The organism is Treponema pedis (assembly GCF_017161325.1).
GTDB classification, from domain to species: Bacteria; Spirochaetota; Spirochaetia; order Treponematales; family Treponemataceae; genus Treponema_B; species Treponema_B pedis.
Genome location: NZ_CP045670.1, coordinates 2,256,972 through 2,274,298, shown reverse-complemented (window position 1 = coordinate 2,274,298; position 17,327 = coordinate 2,256,972). Strand labels below are relative to the sequence as shown.

The window sequence follows — 17,327 nt, the reverse complement described above, 5'->3', positions numbered from 1 at the left end:
CTATTCCTCCGCATCGCTTTTTCTTATATACAAAGGCCCGTCATAATCACTAACTTTAAAGATATTTTTATTTAATGTAAAGCAGTCAAGCATAATTTGCGATAAATTTTCAAGTTTTTCTTCTATGAAAAATAAGTTTTCCATATTAATATTAACGCCTTTAATATCTTCTTTAAATTGTTCGGTTCCCGACCCGCAAATTACGGCGCGTTCGTTCAGGTTTAAAAATTTTACCGCTTCTTTTGCGGATATGTCGGCGGGCTCAAAAATTTCCTGTGTGCCGTCTTCCTTAAGTCTTGCGGAGTTTTTAAAAAATTTTACGTAAAACCTGTCTCTTTTTGCATCTATTATTGAAAGAACCTGTTCGCAAGTTTTTCGGTAACGGAAATTTAAGGCATCAAGAACGGGTATACAGTAAAATTCGGCATGTGTTTTTAGACAAATCGCTTTTGCAGCCGAATATGCCAATCGCAGGCCTGTAAAACTTCCCGGTCCCTGCGGGCATATAACCGCCTCCGTTTCTTCAACGGAAAAGCCTGCGGCGCTTACCGCCGATTCGATTAAAGAAATAAGGGCGGCGGAGTGTCTTTTATTTGCAGGTGTAAAAATACACGTAAAGCTTCCCGCATTACCCGAGGCCGTAACCGCTGCGCTTGATGAACTTGTATCGATAAAAACCGTATTCATAATCTTAACTTTTCCGTTTTACAATTTCGGTAAAATCGGATTAAAAAACAATATCTCCTTCAATAATTATTTTGCGTGACGAATCTTCATTTATAAAGATTTTCACATAAATCGTGTTTTTCGGTAAAACGCTTTTTACTTTTTCGCTCCATTCAATTACGCAAATACCTTCTCCGTAAAGCATTTCTTCCGCTCCGAGGTCTAAAAAATCATCTGCTCCGTCCAATCTGTAAACATCTATATGGTATAAATGAAGACGGCCCGAATATTCCGAAACTATTGTAAAAGTGGGGCTTGTTATTTCATCTTTTATATCCAAGCCTTGCGCTATACCTTTTGTAAAATAGGTTTTTCCTGCGGCTAAAGTTCCGTCAAGAGCAATAACATCGCCTTTTTTAAGGGCTTTCCCAAGTCTTTTACCGAGCTTGACCGTTTCCTCTTCGGATTTTAAAATGAACTCTATAGTTTTACGGTTTGGGCAGCTGTTCATTTTTTATTAAATTCCTTACAGCATTTTTTAATTCTATCATAACCTGAAGCACCGGATAGTCAAGCTTATCTATCATTTTAACTTGAATTTCAGTTTCTCCCGTAGGTTTATATTCTATGGTAAATTCGATTTTTCCTTCACGCTCTCCGCCTAAAATTGTGTACACTGCAATTGCGGTGAATATTTGACGGTAATAAATGTGGCTGTCTATTGTTTGTATATTTTTTATTTCGGAAACTATCATTATTTACTCCGGTTAATTTTACACTTGTATAGATAATAACCCATTTCCGAGGTCTTTGGCAAGAGGAGAAAGCTCATATTCTGCAATATCGGAAATCTCTACAGAATCTTTATTTTCTATAGCAGTTAAAATAGTATTTAACTTTGCTAAAAGCTCCGTATGGTATTCGGAAATACTTTTATCCCCGAATTTCTGTTCTTCCGAAATCCCCGTAATATCGGAAAGTCTTACGGCACCGTAAAAATCCTGCAAATTTAAAGTAAATTCTTCTACGAGGGCGATAACCTCTCCGTCTTTTCCCGTTTGCATTTTTACGGAAACATTTTCCATTTCTTCCGAGTTTTTAATAAATTTTTTACCGAGTTCATTCATAAATGCCCGTACTTCGGCACCGCTGGTGGTAAAAAGCTCTAATGAAATATCTTCGGAAATCGGTTTTTGAAACAGAGCGTCCAATTCCTTTGAGTTTAACGTGTTTCCGCCTATAAGAACCTTTGTAATAGTTGTTTTTTCGGCTTTACATGCGGCTTCTATTTTTCCTAAGATTTCACCTATGTGTTTTTCATCTTCAAGTTTAAAATCGAAATTATTACCGTTAAGTTTTACTTTCATATTAAATTCCTTTATTTATTTTGGTTTTGTTTATTAAAATTATCGATAGTTTGCGATTGTTTATTTAAATTTTTTAAGGTTCCTTCCATAATTCCGTATTTTCTGCGTAATGACGCTTCTTTTTCTTCCAGTTTTTTGTCGTAAGTTTCTATTCTTTTTTTGGAAGAATCCATTTTTACTTTTAAACTGTCGGTTTTTATGCCTAAAATTCCTCCCCTCTGCGTATAAGGATTTATTTGCTCATAAACCGAATGAGCAAGCCCCGAATCGACAAGGATATCTCCGTCCGAATCGAAACCGAAAAAGAGCTTAACGGCCTCCATATTGTTATTTAAAGCTTCATCCAGTTTTTTTTCATCGATTTCCAAATAACCGCGCAGCCTTGCTCTGTCAACACCGCCTGATTGCTCGGACTTTGTGGAAATTCCCATTTGAGAAAACATAAAAAGAACGGTTTCATCGGAACTTTTATGAGGCATACTTACGGTTTGTCTCAGGTTGGCTTTTAAAGTTGAAAGAGTAGAGTCTCCGTACATGAGTCCAAGTTTTTTTCGGGAGTCTTCGACTTCCGCTTCGGAAAGATAAGTAAGCTCCTCTATAACTTCCGGTTGATTTTGCGTTAAAATATTTATTTGGGCTAAAAGTCTATTGTATTTTGCAACAAATTCTATAATTGAATCTTTTGCCGTTTTTATATCCGGTTTTACGGTAATTTTTTCCTGTTTTTCGGAAGGTTCATGAGCATGTAGGGTTACACCCGGAATTAAATCGTCAATATCGTTTTTATCCCGTTTAATTTGAATACCTTCAAAATTTATAATAGCGTCTTGAGCCGATGAAACCGCATTTACCGGTATATATTCACCTGCGGCTCTGGGATTATAAATTCTTATTTCTTCTATTATTATGCTTTTTCCGCTATTGTTATTGCTTACAGAAAGACCTTTTACATCTCCGTATTCGGCAAGCGGAACGGTTAGTGTTTGCACTTCTTCAGTGTCCGCCAAGGGAGGCAGCGGAATAAGAACCCCTCGTGAAGATTCCAATGCTAAAACATTCATATCGGTTTTTTCCGAAGGGGGAGGTAAAGAAGTCGAAGAGTCGGTTTGCATATCCATTCCGTCTTTTGAAGTTTCGTTTTGTATTATAATGCCTTTGTAAGATATGGAGCCTATCTGTTCGTAAACGGGATTACCTTCCGCTCCTCCTTCTTTTTGAGCCGCATCGGCGCCTCCGTTTTTTGAAGAAGATTTTACCGAAATTTTAAGCTCCATAGAGTATTGGTCTTTTGCGCGTACGGTTTCGGAAAAAGAAATTTTTTGAGAAGATTCCGGTTCGGTTTCCGCCTTATTTATGTTTGCTTTTATTGCCGAAGAATCGTTTTTTTTAATAAGCCCCAAGTTTAAGGCAAGTTCCAGGGCATCATCTTGGAATTCCAGTTTGTTTTTTTCGCCCGTAAGTTCCGAAGCAAATAAAAGAGCTTTTTTATCGGGCGTAATTTTTATTTCAGTTATATGAAAAAAATCTTTTCCGCGGTTATTTAAAAGCTCGATAAAACCATTATATTTTCCGCCTTTCCAGTTTACCGAAAAGCTTTTTTCTCCGATTTTAAATGTATATTTACCTTTTTTTATTTCAAAGTTTTTATCGATTTCGTTAGATAAAAATTTATCCGCATCTGCGGTTTGAATAACCGTTAATTTTGCCGTTTGCTCTTTTGCGGAGCGGGAAGCCGTCGCCGTTACGGAACGTTCATTTGTAGATTCAACTATTTTTTCTGCGAATGGATTATTAAAGGAATAAAGAGTGCGGGCAATATCGCGCACTTCAAGAGAAAATTTATTAACCTGCCTCCAAGACTCGTCTTGCAGTTTTAAACGCTCAAGAGATTCCGCTTCACGGTCTCTGGGAATGCGTTCTTTTTTCATTAAAGCTTCTACAAGCTTTTCATAATTACCGTTTACTCCGGGTATGCTTATATCGGACATTATAACACCTTAATTTAAAACACCGTCCAAAATACAAGCTCCGCTTAGATTGTTTCGTCAAATAACAGCCCTACGGTTTCTCTGATTCGAGCCTGCAATCTTTGAATTTCTTCAGACGGTATCTCTCTTATTACCTTGTCGGTACTTGTATCGATTACCTTTACTACAATCCGATTCGTATCGGTGTTTACTCTGAACTGTAATTTACGTCCGCACATATTGCAGAGTTTTTGTATTTCCTCCACCGCTTTTGAGACTGTTTTGGGGTCGGTTATCTGGACATCCGTTTTTTCTTCAGCTTTTTTTATCGCACTTACCGCTTCTTTAAGAGCTATATTTACCGATTGCTCTTTTTGGCGGTTTTGCAATGCTGTTTGATGCCCTATACCGGTTACTTCTATACTCATAAAAACCTCCATGGTTAAACTGCCGGCCGTTTTGACTTGTCATCCTTGACTTGCGGCATGTAAAATCCGAAAAAACGTTTTTTTAAGGTTTTAAAAAAGCCTTTAAAAAGGTTTTATCGGTACTTTACTTATGTAAAAAGTATATCGTTATAAAACTAAAAGCATCAACTCTTAAAAAAAAGGAAGAAGAAGGGCGCAACTTCCGCTTCCTAAGTATTTAGGCCAAGCTAAATATTAAGAGATGACATCCGGTTATCTCTTATTTTTCTTGTCCCTTTAAATCTGCCATGCTATTGAAGAAGCCTGATAACAGACTGAGGCTGTGTATTGGCTTGTGCAAGCATTGCAGTTCCAGACTGAATTAAAATCTGGTTCTTTGTGTAATCAACAATTTCTTTTGCCATATCGGCATCGCGGATTCTTGATTCGGCCGCTTGCATATTTTCGGAAGCGATTGCAATTCCGTTATATGCCATTTCAAACCTGTTTTGATATGCACCGAGGTCCGCTCTTTGCTTATTGATTTGCTTTAAAGCGTTATCAAGAGCGCCTAACGCCATATTTGCTCCGTCTACTGAAGACATCGAAATCATAGCATCTTCACCGCCCTGCTGAGCCCCGATAATACCGAGCGCCGTAGCCGTCATTGTGCCTATATAGATGGTTTCCCTTTGATCCATATTTGCACCGACATGAAGCGCCATAGGTCCCGTAGCGGAATCCAGTGCGAAGCGTCCCGTCAGAATATTCATTCCGTTGAACTGAGCATGACTTGCGATTCTGTCTACTTCATCGACAAGCTGAGAAACTTCAACTTGAATCTGCATTCTGTCTTCTGCGGAATAAATACCGTTTGCCGCTTGAATTGCCAACTCTCTCAATCTTTGCACAATATCGGTAGTTTCACCAAGATAGCCTTCCGTTGCTTGAATGAACGAAACGCCGTTTTGGATATTTTGACCTGCCTGGTTTAAGCCCCTGATTTGGCTTCTCATTTTTTCGGAAACCGCCAAACCGGAAGCGTCATCGCCTGCACGGTTAATTCTTTCCGCACTGGAAAGTTTTTCGATATTCTTTGCAAGGTGAAGTTCGTTGACCCCTCCCTGCCTTTGTGCAAACATTGCACTCATATTGTGATTAATAATCATAATTGACCCTCCCTGAAGTCTATAATCCGGCATCCTTTGCCGTTATTCCCGTAAATTATAGCCTTATGTAAAATTTTCGCGCCTTTTACATAAACTATAAACACAGTATTATTGACAATTTGTTAAAACTGCCAATAACACTGCGGTACAGGGCTTCATAAGGGTCGCCCTTAAATGATGCTCATAATCCGAGCTTCAAAAAAGGCCGCCCGAAACGGGCTGCCCGAAAAGGGCTTTTCAAAGATCAGGCAGGTAAGGGGATTTAAATCCCTTTACCTGCTTCTATTATACTCTTATAAAGAAAAATTTACAAGAGTATTTTAAAAAAAATCAACCGATTTTTTTAAAAATCCTTGGATTTTAACTTATCGGAGTAAAGACATTACCTGCTGGCTGTTGTTGTTTGCCTGAGCAAGCATTGCAATACCTGTGTTGGATAGAATTTGATTTTTGGTGTATTCTACCATTTGCTTTGCCATATCTGCATCACGGATACGTGATTCTGCAGCTTGGAGATTTTCGGCTGCAATGTTAATTCCTACAACCGTAAGTTCCATTCTGTTCTGGTAAGCTCCGAGGTCCGCTCTTTGCTTATTGATTTTCTTTAAGCCTTCATCAATCGTTCCGATGCTCATATTGGCGGAATCGGCAGTTTCGATTGTCATAATCTTTTCCGAACCGATTTCGCGAATTCCTACGGCTGCAGCCGACATTGTTCCGATGTAAACGCGCATTCTTTGGTCCATGTTTGCACCGATGTGGAACCACATGGAAGCGGTAACAACGTTTTCACCGGTCTCACGTGCAAAGCGGCCCGTAAGCATATTCATTCCGTTAAATTGTGCGGAACTTGCAATGCGGTCAACTTCAGCAACCAGCTGAGAAACTTCAACTTGAATTTGCATTCTGTCTTCTGCGGAATAAATACCGTTAGAAGCTTGAACGGCCAACTCCCTGATTCTCTGCATAATGTCCGTAGTTTCCTGTAAGTAAGCTTCCGCTACTTGAATAAAATTGATACCGTTAGATGCGTTGGCTGAAGCTTGGTTCAAACCTCGAATCTGACTTCTCATTTTTTCGGAAACCGCAAGACCGGAAGCATCGTCTCCCGCACGGTTAATTCTTAAACCGGAAGAAAGTTTTTCGATGTCCTTTCCGATGTGGACTGTGGTTGCACCCTGTGTTCGCTGTGCGAACATAGCACTCATGTTGTGATTGATAATCATAGATATTCCTCCCTGGAATAATGGTTTTTACAAAGCGTCCTTGCTTTGAAAGAGGAAAGAAGTTCCTCTAAATACCTTTATCGGTTGTTCTGCATTAAAACTTTAGAGTAAAAATAAAGAAAAATAAAAAAAATGCGATTTTTTTTATTTTTATCGGTTCGTTTGTATAAAACTTATTTAAAAGCCAAAAAAATCGAATAAATTTTAAATTTTATTATTGCTATTAATATACATTGACTTATAATTAAAATAGTTGTATTATATCGAATATGAAAAAACTTGTTTATATTTTTATTATTTTTGCAATAATGCTTTTAACTTCCTGCGTATCGCAGCAGGTTAAAACCGATAATAACGCCGGCCTTAAGCCCTCCTCGGAGGAAAATATGAAAAAGGCCGGAACGGAAGAAGCGGTGAAGCCGGCGGAGCCTGCACAACCTGCGGCTTCTGAAAACCTCGCTCCTAAAAGCCCGTCCGATGAAGATGTTATAGCCGAATTTAACGGTGTTGCCATAACCAGAAAAGATAAAAAACTTGCGAAGTCGGAAATTGAAGAAGTTGTAAAAAAACTCAATACCGTTACTTCTCAAAAAGACTATTCGCGCTGGCTCTTATATTTGTCTTCCGCTTATAAAACCGAGTATTCAAGAGCCGATGTTTTAAAAAGGACATCGGAGAGTTTACCCGGTATTGCGAAGGGAATTGTATTAAAAGACTTGAGCGATTATTTTTCTTATGTCTTCGTTCCTTCACGCCAGCAAATGCGGGTAGACGATATTAAATATCTTTCACCTTCAAAGGTGCAGGTTATTCAAGGCAAACTGATACTTTATAACTTGGGAAAAATAAACGGAAAGTGGCTGTTGGTTCCGTAATAATAAATTTTGCCTAAAAAGTTAAAAAAAATGTATTGACTACTTGACTTTACGGCAAAAATGATTGAAAATATAGACAATTGACTTAATTAAGGGGGTCATGAATGCGACGAAAGTCTTTATTTTTTGTACTGATGATATTGTTATTGAGTTCCGTTTTTACTTTTGCGGAAGAAAATTCGGATTCTGAAAATTCCGATTCGATGATGACCGTTGAGGAAGCATACCTCAATTCTATGGAAGGCGTAATTTTAAGAGAAATGATTTCTTCCGAAGGAAGAGACTCCAAATTGGTAGCGCTTCAGGTTATTGAAGAAGCCGTTGAAGGCGGAAAAATGTCTCCGGAGCTTCAAAAAGCCCTCGATTCTCTTGCCACGGTAGGGTTAACGACTCTTGTCAGAGAAAACGGCCGTATTGCCAATAACTATCCCGATGTAAGAATGAGAGCCTGCCGCCTTTTGGGTAAGGTTAAAAACGAACAGGCAAAAGACACTTTAATGAAAGTTATGTATACCGATAATGAACCTGCGGTTATTATGGAAGCCGTTAAATCGCTGGGAGAATTAGGATTTAACAATAACGATGAAGTTGTTGAAATGGTTAACTTTATCAATAGGAAATTCGATATTGTAAATCCCACAAGCTCTTTAGCTCTTGAAGTTCTTAATACTTATGAAAAACTTGCTCCGTCCGTAAAAAATAAGCAGGGAATGATTGATAATATTATGAGAATTGCAAATAATTATAATTACATTACTCCGGTGCGTAATAAAGCGGTGGAAGTTTTACGTTCAATAATTGCGAACGGAAATTCAAGCAAAAAATAAGCGGCTGTTCTTACAGTGGGAATTCGATTAAGATTCTCACTGTAATTTTATTTTTATGAAATTATTTCTCGCCTCAAATTCCCCAAGAAGAAAAGAAATTTTAAAATCGCTTAATTTGGAGTTTTCGGTATCTGTTTCGGATTTTGACGAATCAAGTATAATCGAAGAAAATCCTATAAAGCGATGTGTTTTGATTGCCAAAGGGAAGGCCGAAACCGTATATTTAAAACTTAAAAATAACGGTACGGACGCTTTTATTATTGCTGCAGATACCCTTATTTATAAAAATAACGGCAGCTGCGGTAAAACGGTTTTCGGAAAACCTAAAAGTCTTATTGAAGCGGAGTCTATGCTTACCTCATACTCAGGAAAATTTCATAACGTAATTACCGCCGTTTATTGTATCGATTCTCTTTGCGGTAAAGAATATAAAAAGGTAAACATAAGCAAGGTATTTTTTAAAAAACTTGAACCTGAAGAAATTACATCTTATTTAAAAACAAATGAATGGCGGGACGCAGCCGGAGGTTATAAAATTCAAGGAGCGGCTTCTTTGTTTATTAAAAAGATAGAGGGTTCTTACAGCGGAATAATGGGGCTTCCCATTTGCGATTTATATGAAATTTTTAAAAAAGCCGGTATTTCCGTTTTATAAAAATTAAAAAAAGAGGGCAAACACGAAAATCGTATTTGCCCAAAAGAAGGAGGTAAATTATCTTATGAGAAATGCTTAAGCACTTCTTTATTTTTTAATTTTAGCCGTTGAAAGGTTGTGTTTTTCTCTAATAAAGTCAAACCAAATATCACCCCGGTTTTTACCGAGCTCCGTATAAAACTCTTCAATTGTTTTAATTTCCTTTCCGTTTACCTTAGTTATGATGTCTCCCGGCTGTAATGAAAGAACCGCGGCAGGGCTTTTTTGATATATAGATGAAACTATTACTCCGCTTTGATTTTTGCTTAATTCCAAGCGTTTTACCGCTTTTTCGTCAATCGGCAGGGGCATGAACCCGGGCCATAATTTTGACGAATCGGCTACCGTTTTTTCATCTCTTTCTTCTATTTTTATTTTTAAAGAAATTTCTTTCCCGGAGCGTATAAGTTTAAATTCGGCGGTTTCACCTGCTTGTAAATCGCCTATAATTCTTATAAGCTCTTCCGTAGTTTTTACTTTTTTGGAGTTTATTTCTTTTATAAAATCCCCCGGCATAATTCCGCCTTTGTCGGCGGGAGAGCCTAAAAATACTTGAGCCGTAAATGCTCCGTCAAAATTCTTTAATCCGAGCTGTTTTTTAAAGTCTTCGTTTATTTCGGAAAGCTGTACGCCTAGCCAGCCGTATTTTACGGCGCCTGAAGAAATAAAATCATCGATAGCTTTTTTTAAATTGTTAATAGGGATAGAAAATGCAAGTCCCTGAGAGCCTCCGCTTGAAGAAACAATCCAAGTGTTTATGCCTATAACTTCTCCGTAAATATTAACTAAGGGACCGCCTGAGTTTCCTTGATTGATTGCCGCATCCGTTTGAATAAAATCGTTAATATTGCTTTGGTTAGGGCCGCCTGACCTTCCTACTGCGCTTATGATTCCGCTTGTTACGGTGGAAACATAGCCCAGAGGAGCTCCTATGGCATAGCTGAGGTCTCCTACCTGAACGGTATTTGAATCTCCGAGTTTTGCGACCGGCAGTTCTTTTTCGTATTCGAATGAAACGAGAGCGGCATCTTTTCTTTTATCCGCACCGACTAATTTTCCGTTTATCTTATCGCCGTTATGGAGTATTACCGAAATTTCGGTTGCATTTCCTATAACATGCTGGTTTGTGATTGCATAGTAGGTTTTACCTGTTTTTCTTACAATAACTCCGGAGCCTAAACCTTCAGCCTTATACTCGTTTTGACCGCTGTCATTTTGCCTTTCACCCTGAGGCTGCCCGAAAAAAAACCACGGGAAACCGTCTATGGTGTTTTTTGTTTTTCTCATTTCAATTACATCTATTGTTACTACGGAAGGAAGTACCATTGCCGTAAGCTCCCTGTTCGCTCTTTGTAAAGATTCTAAGGCGGAAACGGTTCCCGCGCTTAATTGCCTGTTTGCCCCTGAATCCGCGAATACGGTGGCGGCATTATCGGGGTTGCTTGAACATCTGGCTGAAAGAAACATAACCGATAAAAGTAAAATACTTAAAATAGCCGTAGCCGTAGGAATTTTTTTCTTTAATTGAAACATAAATTCTGCCTCACTGTGATATTAAAATTACAATTCTAAAACACCGACCGTAAAAGCAAGTTACAATTGATGAATTATTATTAAAACCCTTATTTATCCCTTGACAAAGGGGGTAACTTTGTACTATTATGTACTTTATACTATTTATTAAGGAGTGCTTAGATGCCTTGCGGAAAAAAGCGAAAACGACAAAAGATGTCGACACATAAACGAAAGAAGAAGCTCAGAAAAAATCGGCATAAGAACAAGAAATAACTTTTTATAAGTTATACGAAAACGGGGCTCAAGTGTTGATGCCCCTTTTTTTAAGTATGGGAAGTGTGCAGTGAAGCAAAAACTATTATCCGAAATTAACGGTCCTGAAGATATTAAGACTCTTTCCGATAAAGAAGTTAAAATTCTCGCTTCGGAAATTCGCAAAGAGATTTTAAACGTGGTAGGGCGTAACGGCGGTCATCTTGCCAGTAATCTGGGTATAATAGAGCTTACTCTTGCCATTCACCGTATTTTTTCCAGCCCGCATGATGCAATTGTTTGGGACGTAGGACATCAGTCTTATGCCCATAAGATTATAACGGGAAGATATTCCCGCTTTTCCACTTTACGTCAAAAAGACGGACTTTCAGGCTTCCCGAAGAGGGAAGAAAGCCCCCACGATGTTTTTAATACCGGACATGCTTCGACTTCAATTTCGGCGGCCCTAGGAATTCTTGAAGGGAAGCGTCTTTCAGGCGATAACGGTAAGGTTATAGCCGTTATAGGGGACGGCGCTTTGACGGGAGGAATGGCTTTTGAAGCCCTAAACAATGCCGGCGAGTTAAAAAAAGATTTAATCGTAATTCTTAATGATAATAAAATGTCGATAGGAAAGAGTACGGGAGCTTTTTCCGAGTACTTAAGCCGCTTTACCATGCACGCAGGCTATCAGCGTTTTAAATATCTTTTCGACACGGCTGTAGGTTCAATTCCTTTTATCGGTACAAAATTAAATGCCTTTATTTGGCGCATAAAACGCGGTATGAAAGGTATCTTTTATAAAAATAATATTTTTGTGGATTTGGGTTTTGAATATGTAGGACCCTTAAACGGGCATAATATAAAAGAGCTTGAAAAAGTTTTAAAAAATGTAAAAAAGCTTAAAACACCGGTAGTTATGCTTGTAGAAACGGTTAAGGGACGCGGTTATCCTTTTGCCGAAATTAATCCTTCGGCTTTTCACGGAATAGGGCCCTTTAATACTGCCGACGGAAAAATCGAAAAAAGCGATGCCGTTACTTTTACGCAAGCTTTCAGTAATTCGCTTGTGCGTCTTGCGGAAAAAAACGATAAAATTGCGGCTATAACCGCCGCTATGGAAGAAGGCACGGGGCTTTCTCGGTTTCACCGTAAATTTAAAGACAGGTTTTTTGATGTCGGTATTGCGGAAGGTCATGCCGTTACATTTGCGGCGGGGCTTGCAGCTGCGGGGCTTAGGCCTGCGGCGGCTATTTACAGTACCTTTATTCAAAGGGCGATAGACCAGATTATTCACGATACGGCATTGCAGAATTTGCCCGTCGTTTTTGCATTGGACAGGGCGGGGGCAGTCCCGGGAGACGGGGAAACTCATCAGGGGCTTTTTGATATTTCTTTACTTCGTCCTGTACCCAATATGTCGATTTTATGTCCCGCTTCGGAAAAAGAAACGGATTTAATGCTTGAATGGGCTTTCAGACAGGACCAGCCTTGTACAATACGCTATCCTAAAACATCATGTCCTCGCGAAATTATTGAATTTTCGCTTCCTATAGAGACGGGACGAGGGGTTCTTATAAAAAATTCCGATAAAAATAATATTTTGATTGTATTTACCGGAGGCATATATTCGGAAGTAAAAGAAGCTTCGAATATGCTTGCTCATAAGGGCATTCCTACGGATATTTACAATCTCCGCTTTGCAAAGCCGGTAGATGAACCTTATTTTTTAGGTCTTGCCGAAAAATATCCTTATATACTTTTCGTGGAAGACGGCTGCGAAATAGGAGGAATATCGGCTTATCTTAACGGCTTGATTTTAACGAATTGTATTTTACAAAGACCTCAAACGGAAATAATGGCGTTTTCGGATATGTTTTTTCCGCACGGTACCCGCTCCGAGATTTTTGCAGCGGCAGGACTTTCAGCGGAACATATAGTTCAAAGAGCCGAAAAATTATTGACTAAAAATTTTACAAATGAAAATATACGCAATTCCGTTTTTATAGATGAAAATCATCTTGAAAAACCGTAATTTTTAAAGGAAGCTGAAAATGGAAATAATAAGAAATATAGCCGCTTTTTACTCTTCTTATTTAAAACCCGTACTCGATATTTTATTGCTTGCATTTTTGATTTATAAGGCTTATCAAATTTTACTTAAAACTCAGGCCGTACAGCTGGTAAAAGGCGCTCTTTCGATTTTAGTGGTTTATGCGGCGGCTTTTATCTTTAACTTGAGTACTTTACTTTGGCTTTTAAATGCTATTGCGCCCAGTATCGTAATCGGTGTCGCTATAGTTTTTCAGCCTGAGTTACGTAAAATATTTTTAAAAATAGGGCAAACTGATTGGCTCAGAGCCGGAAAACATTCCAGTCACAGACATATTGATTCCGTTCTTACTGCAGCCGAAATTCTTTCCGATAAAAGGAGGGGAATGCTTGTGGTTTTTATGAGGCGGAATAATCTTAAAGATATAATCGAAACGGGTACGAGATTAAATGCAGAGCTTTCTTCAAGTTTACTTGTTACGATTTTCGGTCATGATACGCCTATGCACGACGGAGCTTCTATAGTACAAAACGGAAAAGTTGTTTCTGCAGGCTGTTTCTTGCCTCTTTCGGAACAACAGGATATACGTAAGAGTTTCGGAACAAGGCATAGGGCTGCAATAGGAGTTTCCGAGGAAACGGACGCTGTTGTTTTGGTAGTTTCGGAAGAAAGCGGAGCATTAAGTCTTGCTTACGATTCCCGCTTGTATTACAATTTAACTTCGGAAGAAATTATAAGACAGTTGGAACAGCTTTTGGAAATAAAAACGGATTTGACGAGAGAGGATAATTCGGATTCTGCGGAGATGTTGCAAAATGAAAATATCTAAGAATATTGAAAAGCTTTTGGAAAATTGGCCTGCAAAGGTATTAAGCTTTGTTTTCGCTCTTGTTTTGGTTCAGTTCTATAAAAACAGTTTGTTGGAGAAAAGATATTTTTCGGTTCCTCTAATAATAGAAAATTCGGGAGATTTGGTTCCTTCCGCCGCTATACCGCGTATGGTGAAAGTATCTATTTGGGGAGAGGCTGCCGGTATTTCCACTATCCGTGAAGATGATATTGTAGCATATTTGGACTTTTCTTCAATTCCTTCGGAAGGCGAACATGAAATACCGATTCGGACGCGCAGACAGGGGCTTGCTTTGGATATAAGCCCCTTGGAAATAACCGTTGAACCGTCGGAAATTAAGCTTAATTTGGAAAAAAGCGTTTCTAAAAGGTTAAATGTTAAACTGACTTTTAAGGGCTTCCCCGAACAAAATTATGAGGTATATGAAACGGTAATAGACCCTCCGAGTATTGAAGTTACGGGGCCTGAATCCATAGTTTCAAAAATGGAAGATATTTTTACCAACTCTATTCAAATTGAAAACAAAAGAACGGGATTTTCCGGTACGACGGACCTTTTAAATCCTGACCCTATAATTTTAATTGCGGGAAACAGCAGAATTTCGTATTCGGTTAAAATCAGGGAAATGCTGGAAATAAAAACTTTTATGGATATAAATCTTTATTTTGACGGCTTGGCGGATAAATTTGAAATTGCCGCACAGGTTCCTTTAGGAAACGTAACTATAAAAGGTGCAAAAACGGCAGTATCGGCATGGAAACCGTCTATAAATACTTTAAGAGTGTCTTGCGGGAATATTGTAAAACCGGGTATTTACAGTTTGCCGGTACAGGCCGTAATCCCGGGCAAGCTTGAATTGGTAGATGCGAATCCTAAAAATATTCAGATTGAAGTAAGAGAGCGGGAATCTTCCGGTTCAAACAATTAAACCATAATGATTTTGGGTGTAGGAATAGATATTGTAAATGTTGACCGCATAAAAAGCTGGCTTACCGTAAAAGGGCTTCCGGAAAGGTTTTTTAACTCAAGTGAGCTGGAAACTTCTTTTAAAAGAGGTGAGGGGCAAGCTCTTTCGCTTGCCGCAAGGTTTGCGGCAAAGGAAGCTTTCGGGAAGGCTATGGGTACCGGTTTAAAAGGTATGAAATTAAAAGATATTTCGGTTATAAATACGGACAGCGGTAAACCTGAGCTGACTCTTTTCGGTTCGGCTCTTACAATCTTTGAAAAAAGCGGTGCCGAAAAAATTCATCTTTCTTTAAGTCATGAAAAAAATACGGCGGCCGCAATTGTAGTAATTGAAGGAAAGTAAAGAAGAAATTTATCGGATAATCCCTGTATCAAAAATTATCCCGATTCGTTTTATTCTTGAATTTAACTTAAAAATATCTTATATTATTTTACGGAGGAAGTTTATGGTAACAGTTTTATCCGTAGGAGGCTCTATTGTCGCTCCCGATAAGCCGGACACCGACTTTTTAAATAAATTTGCAAAGTCTATAAGAAATTGGCTTGCAAAGGATTCATCAAGGAAATTGATAATGGTAATAGGCGGGGGAGGCCCTGCACGAGTTTACCAAAATGCTTATAACGAGATTGCAGCTTTAAGCGGCGGAAATGTGTCAAACGATGAAGCAGATTGGATAGGCATAAGCGCAACCCGTTTAAATGCCCAATTGGTTAAAGCCGTTTTTTCCGACCTTTGTCCCAATCCTGTAGTTTATGACCCCACGGCGGTGGAGGTGTTTGCAGGGCAAGTGCTTATTGCAGCCGGCTGGAAGCCGGGTTTTTCCACCGATAATGATGCCGTTCTTTTGGCGGAAAGGTTTTCGGGAAAAACCGTAGTTAATCTTTCGAATATTGCAAAGGTGTATACGGACGACCCTAAAACCAATCCTGAAGCAAGCCCGATAGACTCCATTTCGTGGGCCGATTTTATAAAAATTGTCGGAACCGAATGGGTACCCGGAAAAAACAGCCCTTTTGACCCTGTAGCAAGTTTACGCGCACAAAAAGCGGGAATAAAAGTTATTTGCGCTTCGGGGAAAGATATAGAAAACCTTGAAAATATTCTTAATGATAAACCTTTTAACGGGACGGTAATAGGATAGTGGAAACATATTACGATATTTTAAATGTGCCTGAAAATGCCGACGGGGAAGAAATAAAAAAGGCTTTCCGTATTCTTGCAATGAAATATCACCCTGATAAAAATCCCGGAGATAGGACGGCTGAAGAGCGTTTTAAAAAGATAAATGAAGCTTATGCGGTTTTATCCGATACGGAAAAAAGGAGAAGCTACGATTCGGGAAGGTTTTCTTCGGTTTACGGCCGCGGAAATTACGCTTCAAACGGAACGGGAAATCCTTTCGGTAATTCAAGAAAAAACGGTAACCCTTTCGGAGAAAATCCGTTTGACCGATACGGACAATCCGATTATGAAGATTCTTTTGAGTTTGATTGGTTTAAAGCATGGACTGAACAACAAACCGGAAAGAGGCAAAAAGGGCAAAACGAAAATAACCGCAGCGGTTTACGCACTTTTATTCACGGTGCCGCTTCAATAATATTCGGAATTTTATTGATTCGAACTGCGGTGTTTTTCGGTATATTCGGTCTTATTTTATCGTTTTCGCTTATTGTAAAAGGAATCCGCGATATAAAGTCTGTCTTTTAAATAAGGCGGTTAACTAGCGTTCTCTAAAGACTATTCTTCCGCGGGTCAGATCGTAAGGCGATAGGGCTACTTTTACCGTATCGCCGGGGACGATTTTAATGTAGTGCTTGCGCATTTTTCCCGATAAGTGGGCTAATATAATATGCCCGTTTTTTAACTCTACTCTAAACATTGTATTCGGTAAAGATTCTTTTACCGTACCTTCAACTTCAATTGCTTCTTCTTTAGCCACATAACCTCCAAAAAAAAATGAAAAAAAAACAAAAAGTTTTTTAAAACGCTTGCTTTTTTTCAAATTCAGACGTATAATTCTAAAGTCTATTTAGAAAATTGTCAACTAGGAGAGATAGATGAAAAAGAGTTTTATTGAAGAAATGAAAGAATATTTGATGAATGAAAGAGATGAAATTCTTGATTCAATAAAAAAGAATAATGAGGAGTATGAAGATACGCTGGAAAACACGATTCCTAAGGACTTTGCGGATTTAGCTTCGTACAGTACGGACAGAGCTATGCTTGAGTTTATAGGCGAGTCGAATGTAAAAAAACTTCAAAAAATAGATTCCGCATTGGATAGGATACATGCGGGAAAATACGGAAAGTGCATACGCTGTAATGCCATGATTCCGGAAGCGCGGCTTAAGGCTTTGCCTTATGCTTTAAAGTGTATAGCCTGTCAAAGTAAGGACGAGAAAAAGGTTCGTAAATAAAAATTTGCGGGTTCCGAAAGGAACCTGCAAATTTTTACGGGTTATTTTAAGTAGATAAAGGAGATAAAATCGGGC

Annotated in this window: 20 protein-coding genes; 10 read left to right on the top strand and 10 right to left on the bottom strand. The window is 38.7% G+C overall.

The genetic code is table 11. The annotated features are described in order from the left end of the window. From tsaB to DYQ05_RS10480, 8 genes are all read right to left on the bottom strand, one after another. Positions 1-687: a tRNA (adenosine(37)-N6)-threonylcarbamoyltransferase complex dimerization subunit type 1 TsaB gene (gene tsaB / locus DYQ05_RS10515; protein WP_206183397.1), complete on the bottom strand. Its 687-nt coding sequence runs from the start codon at positions 685-687 to the stop codon at positions 1-3. Between the two features lie 40 nt (positions 688-727). Then, positions 728-1,150, bottom strand: coding sequence for a tRNA (adenosine(37)-N6)-threonylcarbamoyltransferase complex ATPase subunit type 1 TsaE (tsaE, locus tag DYQ05_RS10510; RefSeq protein ID WP_024465202.1), 423 nt, complete (start codon positions 1,148-1,150; stop codon positions 728-730). Between the two features lie 4 nt (positions 1,151-1,154). Beyond that, on the bottom strand, positions 1,155-1,421 hold the full coding sequence (locus DYQ05_RS10505) for a hypothetical protein (protein ID WP_020965980.1): 267 nt from the start codon (positions 1,419-1,421) through the stop codon (positions 1,155-1,157). A gap of 18 nt (positions 1,422-1,439) precedes the next feature. Then, complete coding sequence (locus DYQ05_RS10500; RefSeq protein WP_020965979.1) at positions 1,440-2,033, bottom strand: DUF8042 domain-containing protein; 594 nt, start codon at positions 2,031-2,033, stop codon at positions 1,440-1,442. Between the two features lie 11 nt (positions 2,034-2,044). Then, the gene (gene fliD / locus DYQ05_RS10495) at positions 2,045-4,021 is read right to left on the bottom strand and encodes a flagellar filament capping protein FliD (RefSeq protein ID WP_206183396.1); all 1,977 of its coding nucleotides are present in this window, start codon (positions 4,019-4,021) and stop codon (positions 2,045-2,047) included. A gap of 44 nt (positions 4,022-4,065) precedes the next feature. Further along, positions 4,066-4,428, bottom strand: coding sequence for a flagellar protein FlaG (locus DYQ05_RS10490; protein WP_024465204.1), 363 nt, complete (start codon positions 4,426-4,428; stop codon positions 4,066-4,068). A 290-nt stretch (positions 4,429-4,718) separates the two neighbouring features. After that, positions 4,719-5,576, bottom strand: coding sequence for a flagellin N-terminal helical domain-containing protein (locus DYQ05_RS10485; RefSeq protein ID WP_024466950.1), 858 nt, complete (start codon positions 5,574-5,576; stop codon positions 4,719-4,721). A gap of 365 nt (positions 5,577-5,941) precedes the next feature. After that, a complete protein-coding gene (locus DYQ05_RS10480) occupies positions 5,942-6,802 on the bottom strand; it encodes a flagellin N-terminal helical domain-containing protein (RefSeq protein ID WP_024465456.1) in 861 nt (286 codons plus the stop codon). A 386-nt stretch (positions 6,803-7,188) separates the two neighbouring features. On the opposite strand from DYQ05_RS10480, the gene DYQ05_RS10475 reads away from it, so the two are divergent. From DYQ05_RS10475 to DYQ05_RS10465, 3 genes are all read left to right on the top strand, one after another. Beyond that, positions 7,189-7,677: a hypothetical protein gene (locus tag DYQ05_RS10475; RefSeq protein ID WP_152513042.1), complete on the top strand. Its 489-nt coding sequence runs from the start codon at positions 7,189-7,191 to the stop codon at positions 7,675-7,677. Positions 7,678-7,781: 104 nt separating this feature from the next. Further along, positions 7,782-8,504, top strand: a complete 723-nt coding sequence (locus DYQ05_RS10470) for a HEAT repeat domain-containing protein (RefSeq protein ID WP_024465457.1) — start codon at positions 7,782-7,784, stop codon at positions 8,502-8,504. 55 nt (positions 8,505-8,559) lie between these two features. Continuing rightward, positions 8,560-9,159: a Maf family protein gene (locus tag DYQ05_RS10465; RefSeq protein WP_038099547.1), complete on the top strand. Its 600-nt coding sequence runs from the start codon at positions 8,560-8,562 to the stop codon at positions 9,157-9,159. An 87-nt stretch (positions 9,160-9,246) separates the two neighbouring features. Here DYQ05_RS10465 and DYQ05_RS10460 read toward each other — a convergent pair whose 3' ends face one another. Then, positions 9,247-10,731 carry a Do family serine endopeptidase gene (locus DYQ05_RS10460; protein WP_024466953.1) on the bottom strand — a complete coding sequence of 495 codons (1,485 nt, stop codon included), beginning with the start codon at positions 10,729-10,731 and terminating at the stop codon, positions 9,247-9,249. 325 nt (positions 10,732-11,056) lie between these two features. Between DYQ05_RS10460 and dxs the strand changes: the two genes are divergently transcribed. The 6 genes from dxs (at position 11,057) to DYQ05_RS14385 (ending at position 16,542) form a co-directional block, all read left to right on the top strand. After that, positions 11,057-13,000: a 1-deoxy-D-xylulose-5-phosphate synthase gene (gene dxs / locus DYQ05_RS10455; RefSeq protein WP_206183395.1), complete on the top strand. Its 1,944-nt coding sequence runs from the start codon at positions 11,057-11,059 to the stop codon at positions 12,998-13,000. 19 nt (positions 13,001-13,019) lie between these two features. Next, the gene (gene cdaA, locus DYQ05_RS10450) at positions 13,020-13,847 is read left to right on the top strand and encodes a diadenylate cyclase CdaA (RefSeq protein ID WP_020965969.1); all 828 of its coding nucleotides are present in this window, start codon (positions 13,020-13,022) and stop codon (positions 13,845-13,847) included. Beyond that, positions 13,834-14,796, top strand: a complete 963-nt coding sequence (locus DYQ05_RS10445; protein WP_020965968.1) for a CdaR family protein — start codon at positions 13,834-13,836, stop codon at positions 14,794-14,796. The genes cdaA and DYQ05_RS10445 overlap by 14 nt, the downstream gene beginning before the upstream one ends. A gap of 6 nt (positions 14,797-14,802) precedes the next feature. Further along, entirely contained in the window at positions 14,803-15,177 is a 375-nt protein-coding gene (locus DYQ05_RS10440; protein WP_024468818.1) for a holo-ACP synthase, read from the top strand. Between the two features lie 103 nt (positions 15,178-15,280). Continuing rightward, positions 15,281-15,976 (top strand): UMP kinase, encoded by a 696-nt coding sequence (gene pyrH, locus DYQ05_RS10435; protein ID WP_020965966.1) that lies wholly within the window; start codon positions 15,281-15,283, stop codon positions 15,974-15,976. Next, a complete protein-coding gene (locus DYQ05_RS14385) occupies positions 15,976-16,542 on the top strand; it encodes a J domain-containing protein (RefSeq protein WP_206183394.1) in 567 nt (188 codons plus the stop codon). Before pyrH ends, DYQ05_RS14385 begins: the two co-directional genes overlap by 1 nt. A gap of 13 nt (positions 16,543-16,555) precedes the next feature. On the opposite strand, the gene infA is transcribed toward DYQ05_RS14385, so the two are convergent. After that, positions 16,556-16,774 (bottom strand): translation initiation factor IF-1, encoded by a 219-nt coding sequence (gene infA / locus DYQ05_RS10425; RefSeq protein ID WP_024465459.1) that lies wholly within the window; start codon positions 16,772-16,774, stop codon positions 16,556-16,558. A gap of 118 nt (positions 16,775-16,892) precedes the next feature. Here infA and DYQ05_RS10420 point away from each other — a divergent pair, with 118 nt between their 5' ends. Further along, the gene (locus tag DYQ05_RS10420; protein ID WP_020965963.1) at positions 16,893-17,252 is read left to right on the top strand and encodes a TraR/DksA family transcriptional regulator; all 360 of its coding nucleotides are present in this window, start codon (positions 16,893-16,895) and stop codon (positions 17,250-17,252) included. Positions 17,253-17,327: the final 75 nt, after the last annotated feature.

Excerpts from the sequence above, each read along its gene's own strand:
- DYQ05_RS10445 (WP_020965968.1), top strand. The coding sequence starts at position 13,834 with ATGAAAATATCTAAGAATATTGAAAAGCTTTTGGAAAATTGGCCTGCA.
- pyrH (WP_020965966.1), top strand. The coding sequence starts at position 15,281 with ATGGTAACAGTTTTATCCGTAGGAGGCTCTATTGTCGCTCCCGATAAG.
- DYQ05_RS10465 (WP_038099547.1), top strand. The coding sequence starts at position 8,560 with ATGAAATTATTTCTCGCCTCAAATTCCCCAAGAAGAAAAGAAATTTTA.
- DYQ05_RS10475 (WP_152513042.1), top strand. The coding sequence starts at position 7,189 with ATGAAAAAGGCCGGAACGGAAGAAGCGGTGAAGCCGGCGGAGCCTGCA.
- DYQ05_RS10490 (WP_024465204.1), bottom strand. The coding sequence starts at position 4,428 with ATGAGTATAGAAGTAACCGGTATAGGGCATCAAACAGCATTGCAAAAC.
- DYQ05_RS10500 (WP_020965979.1), bottom strand. The coding sequence starts at position 2,033 with ATGAAAGTAAAACTTAACGGTAATAATTTCGATTTTAAACTTGAAGAT.
- DYQ05_RS10440 (WP_024468818.1), top strand. The coding sequence starts at position 14,803 with ATGATTTTGGGTGTAGGAATAGATATTGTAAATGTTGACCGCATAAAA.
- DYQ05_RS10480 (WP_024465456.1), bottom strand. The coding sequence starts at position 6,802 with ATGATTATCAATCACAACATGAGTGCTATGTTCGCACAGCGAACACAG.
- DYQ05_RS10420 (WP_020965963.1), top strand. The coding sequence starts at position 16,893 with ATGAAAAAGAGTTTTATTGAAGAAATGAAAGAATATTTGATGAATGAA.
- DYQ05_RS10505 (WP_020965980.1), bottom strand. The coding sequence starts at position 1,421 with ATGATAGTTTCCGAAATAAAAAATATACAAACAATAGACAGCCACATT.
- cdaA (WP_020965969.1), top strand. The coding sequence starts at position 13,020 with ATGGAAATAATAAGAAATATAGCCGCTTTTTACTCTTCTTATTTAAAA.
- tsaB (WP_206183397.1), bottom strand. The coding sequence starts at position 687 with ATGAATACGGTTTTTATCGATACAAGTTCATCAAGCGCAGCGGTTACG.
- DYQ05_RS10460 (WP_024466953.1), bottom strand. The coding sequence starts at position 10,731 with ATGTTTCAATTAAAGAAAAAAATTCCTACGGCTACGGCTATTTTAAGT.
- DYQ05_RS10470 (WP_024465457.1), top strand. The coding sequence starts at position 7,782 with ATGCGACGAAAGTCTTTATTTTTTGTACTGATGATATTGTTATTGAGT.
- DYQ05_RS10485 (WP_024466950.1), bottom strand. The coding sequence starts at position 5,576 with ATGATTATTAATCACAATATGAGTGCAATGTTTGCACAAAGGCAGGGA.
- fliD (WP_206183396.1), bottom strand. The coding sequence starts at position 4,021 with ATGTCCGATATAAGCATACCCGGAGTAAACGGTAATTATGAAAAGCTT.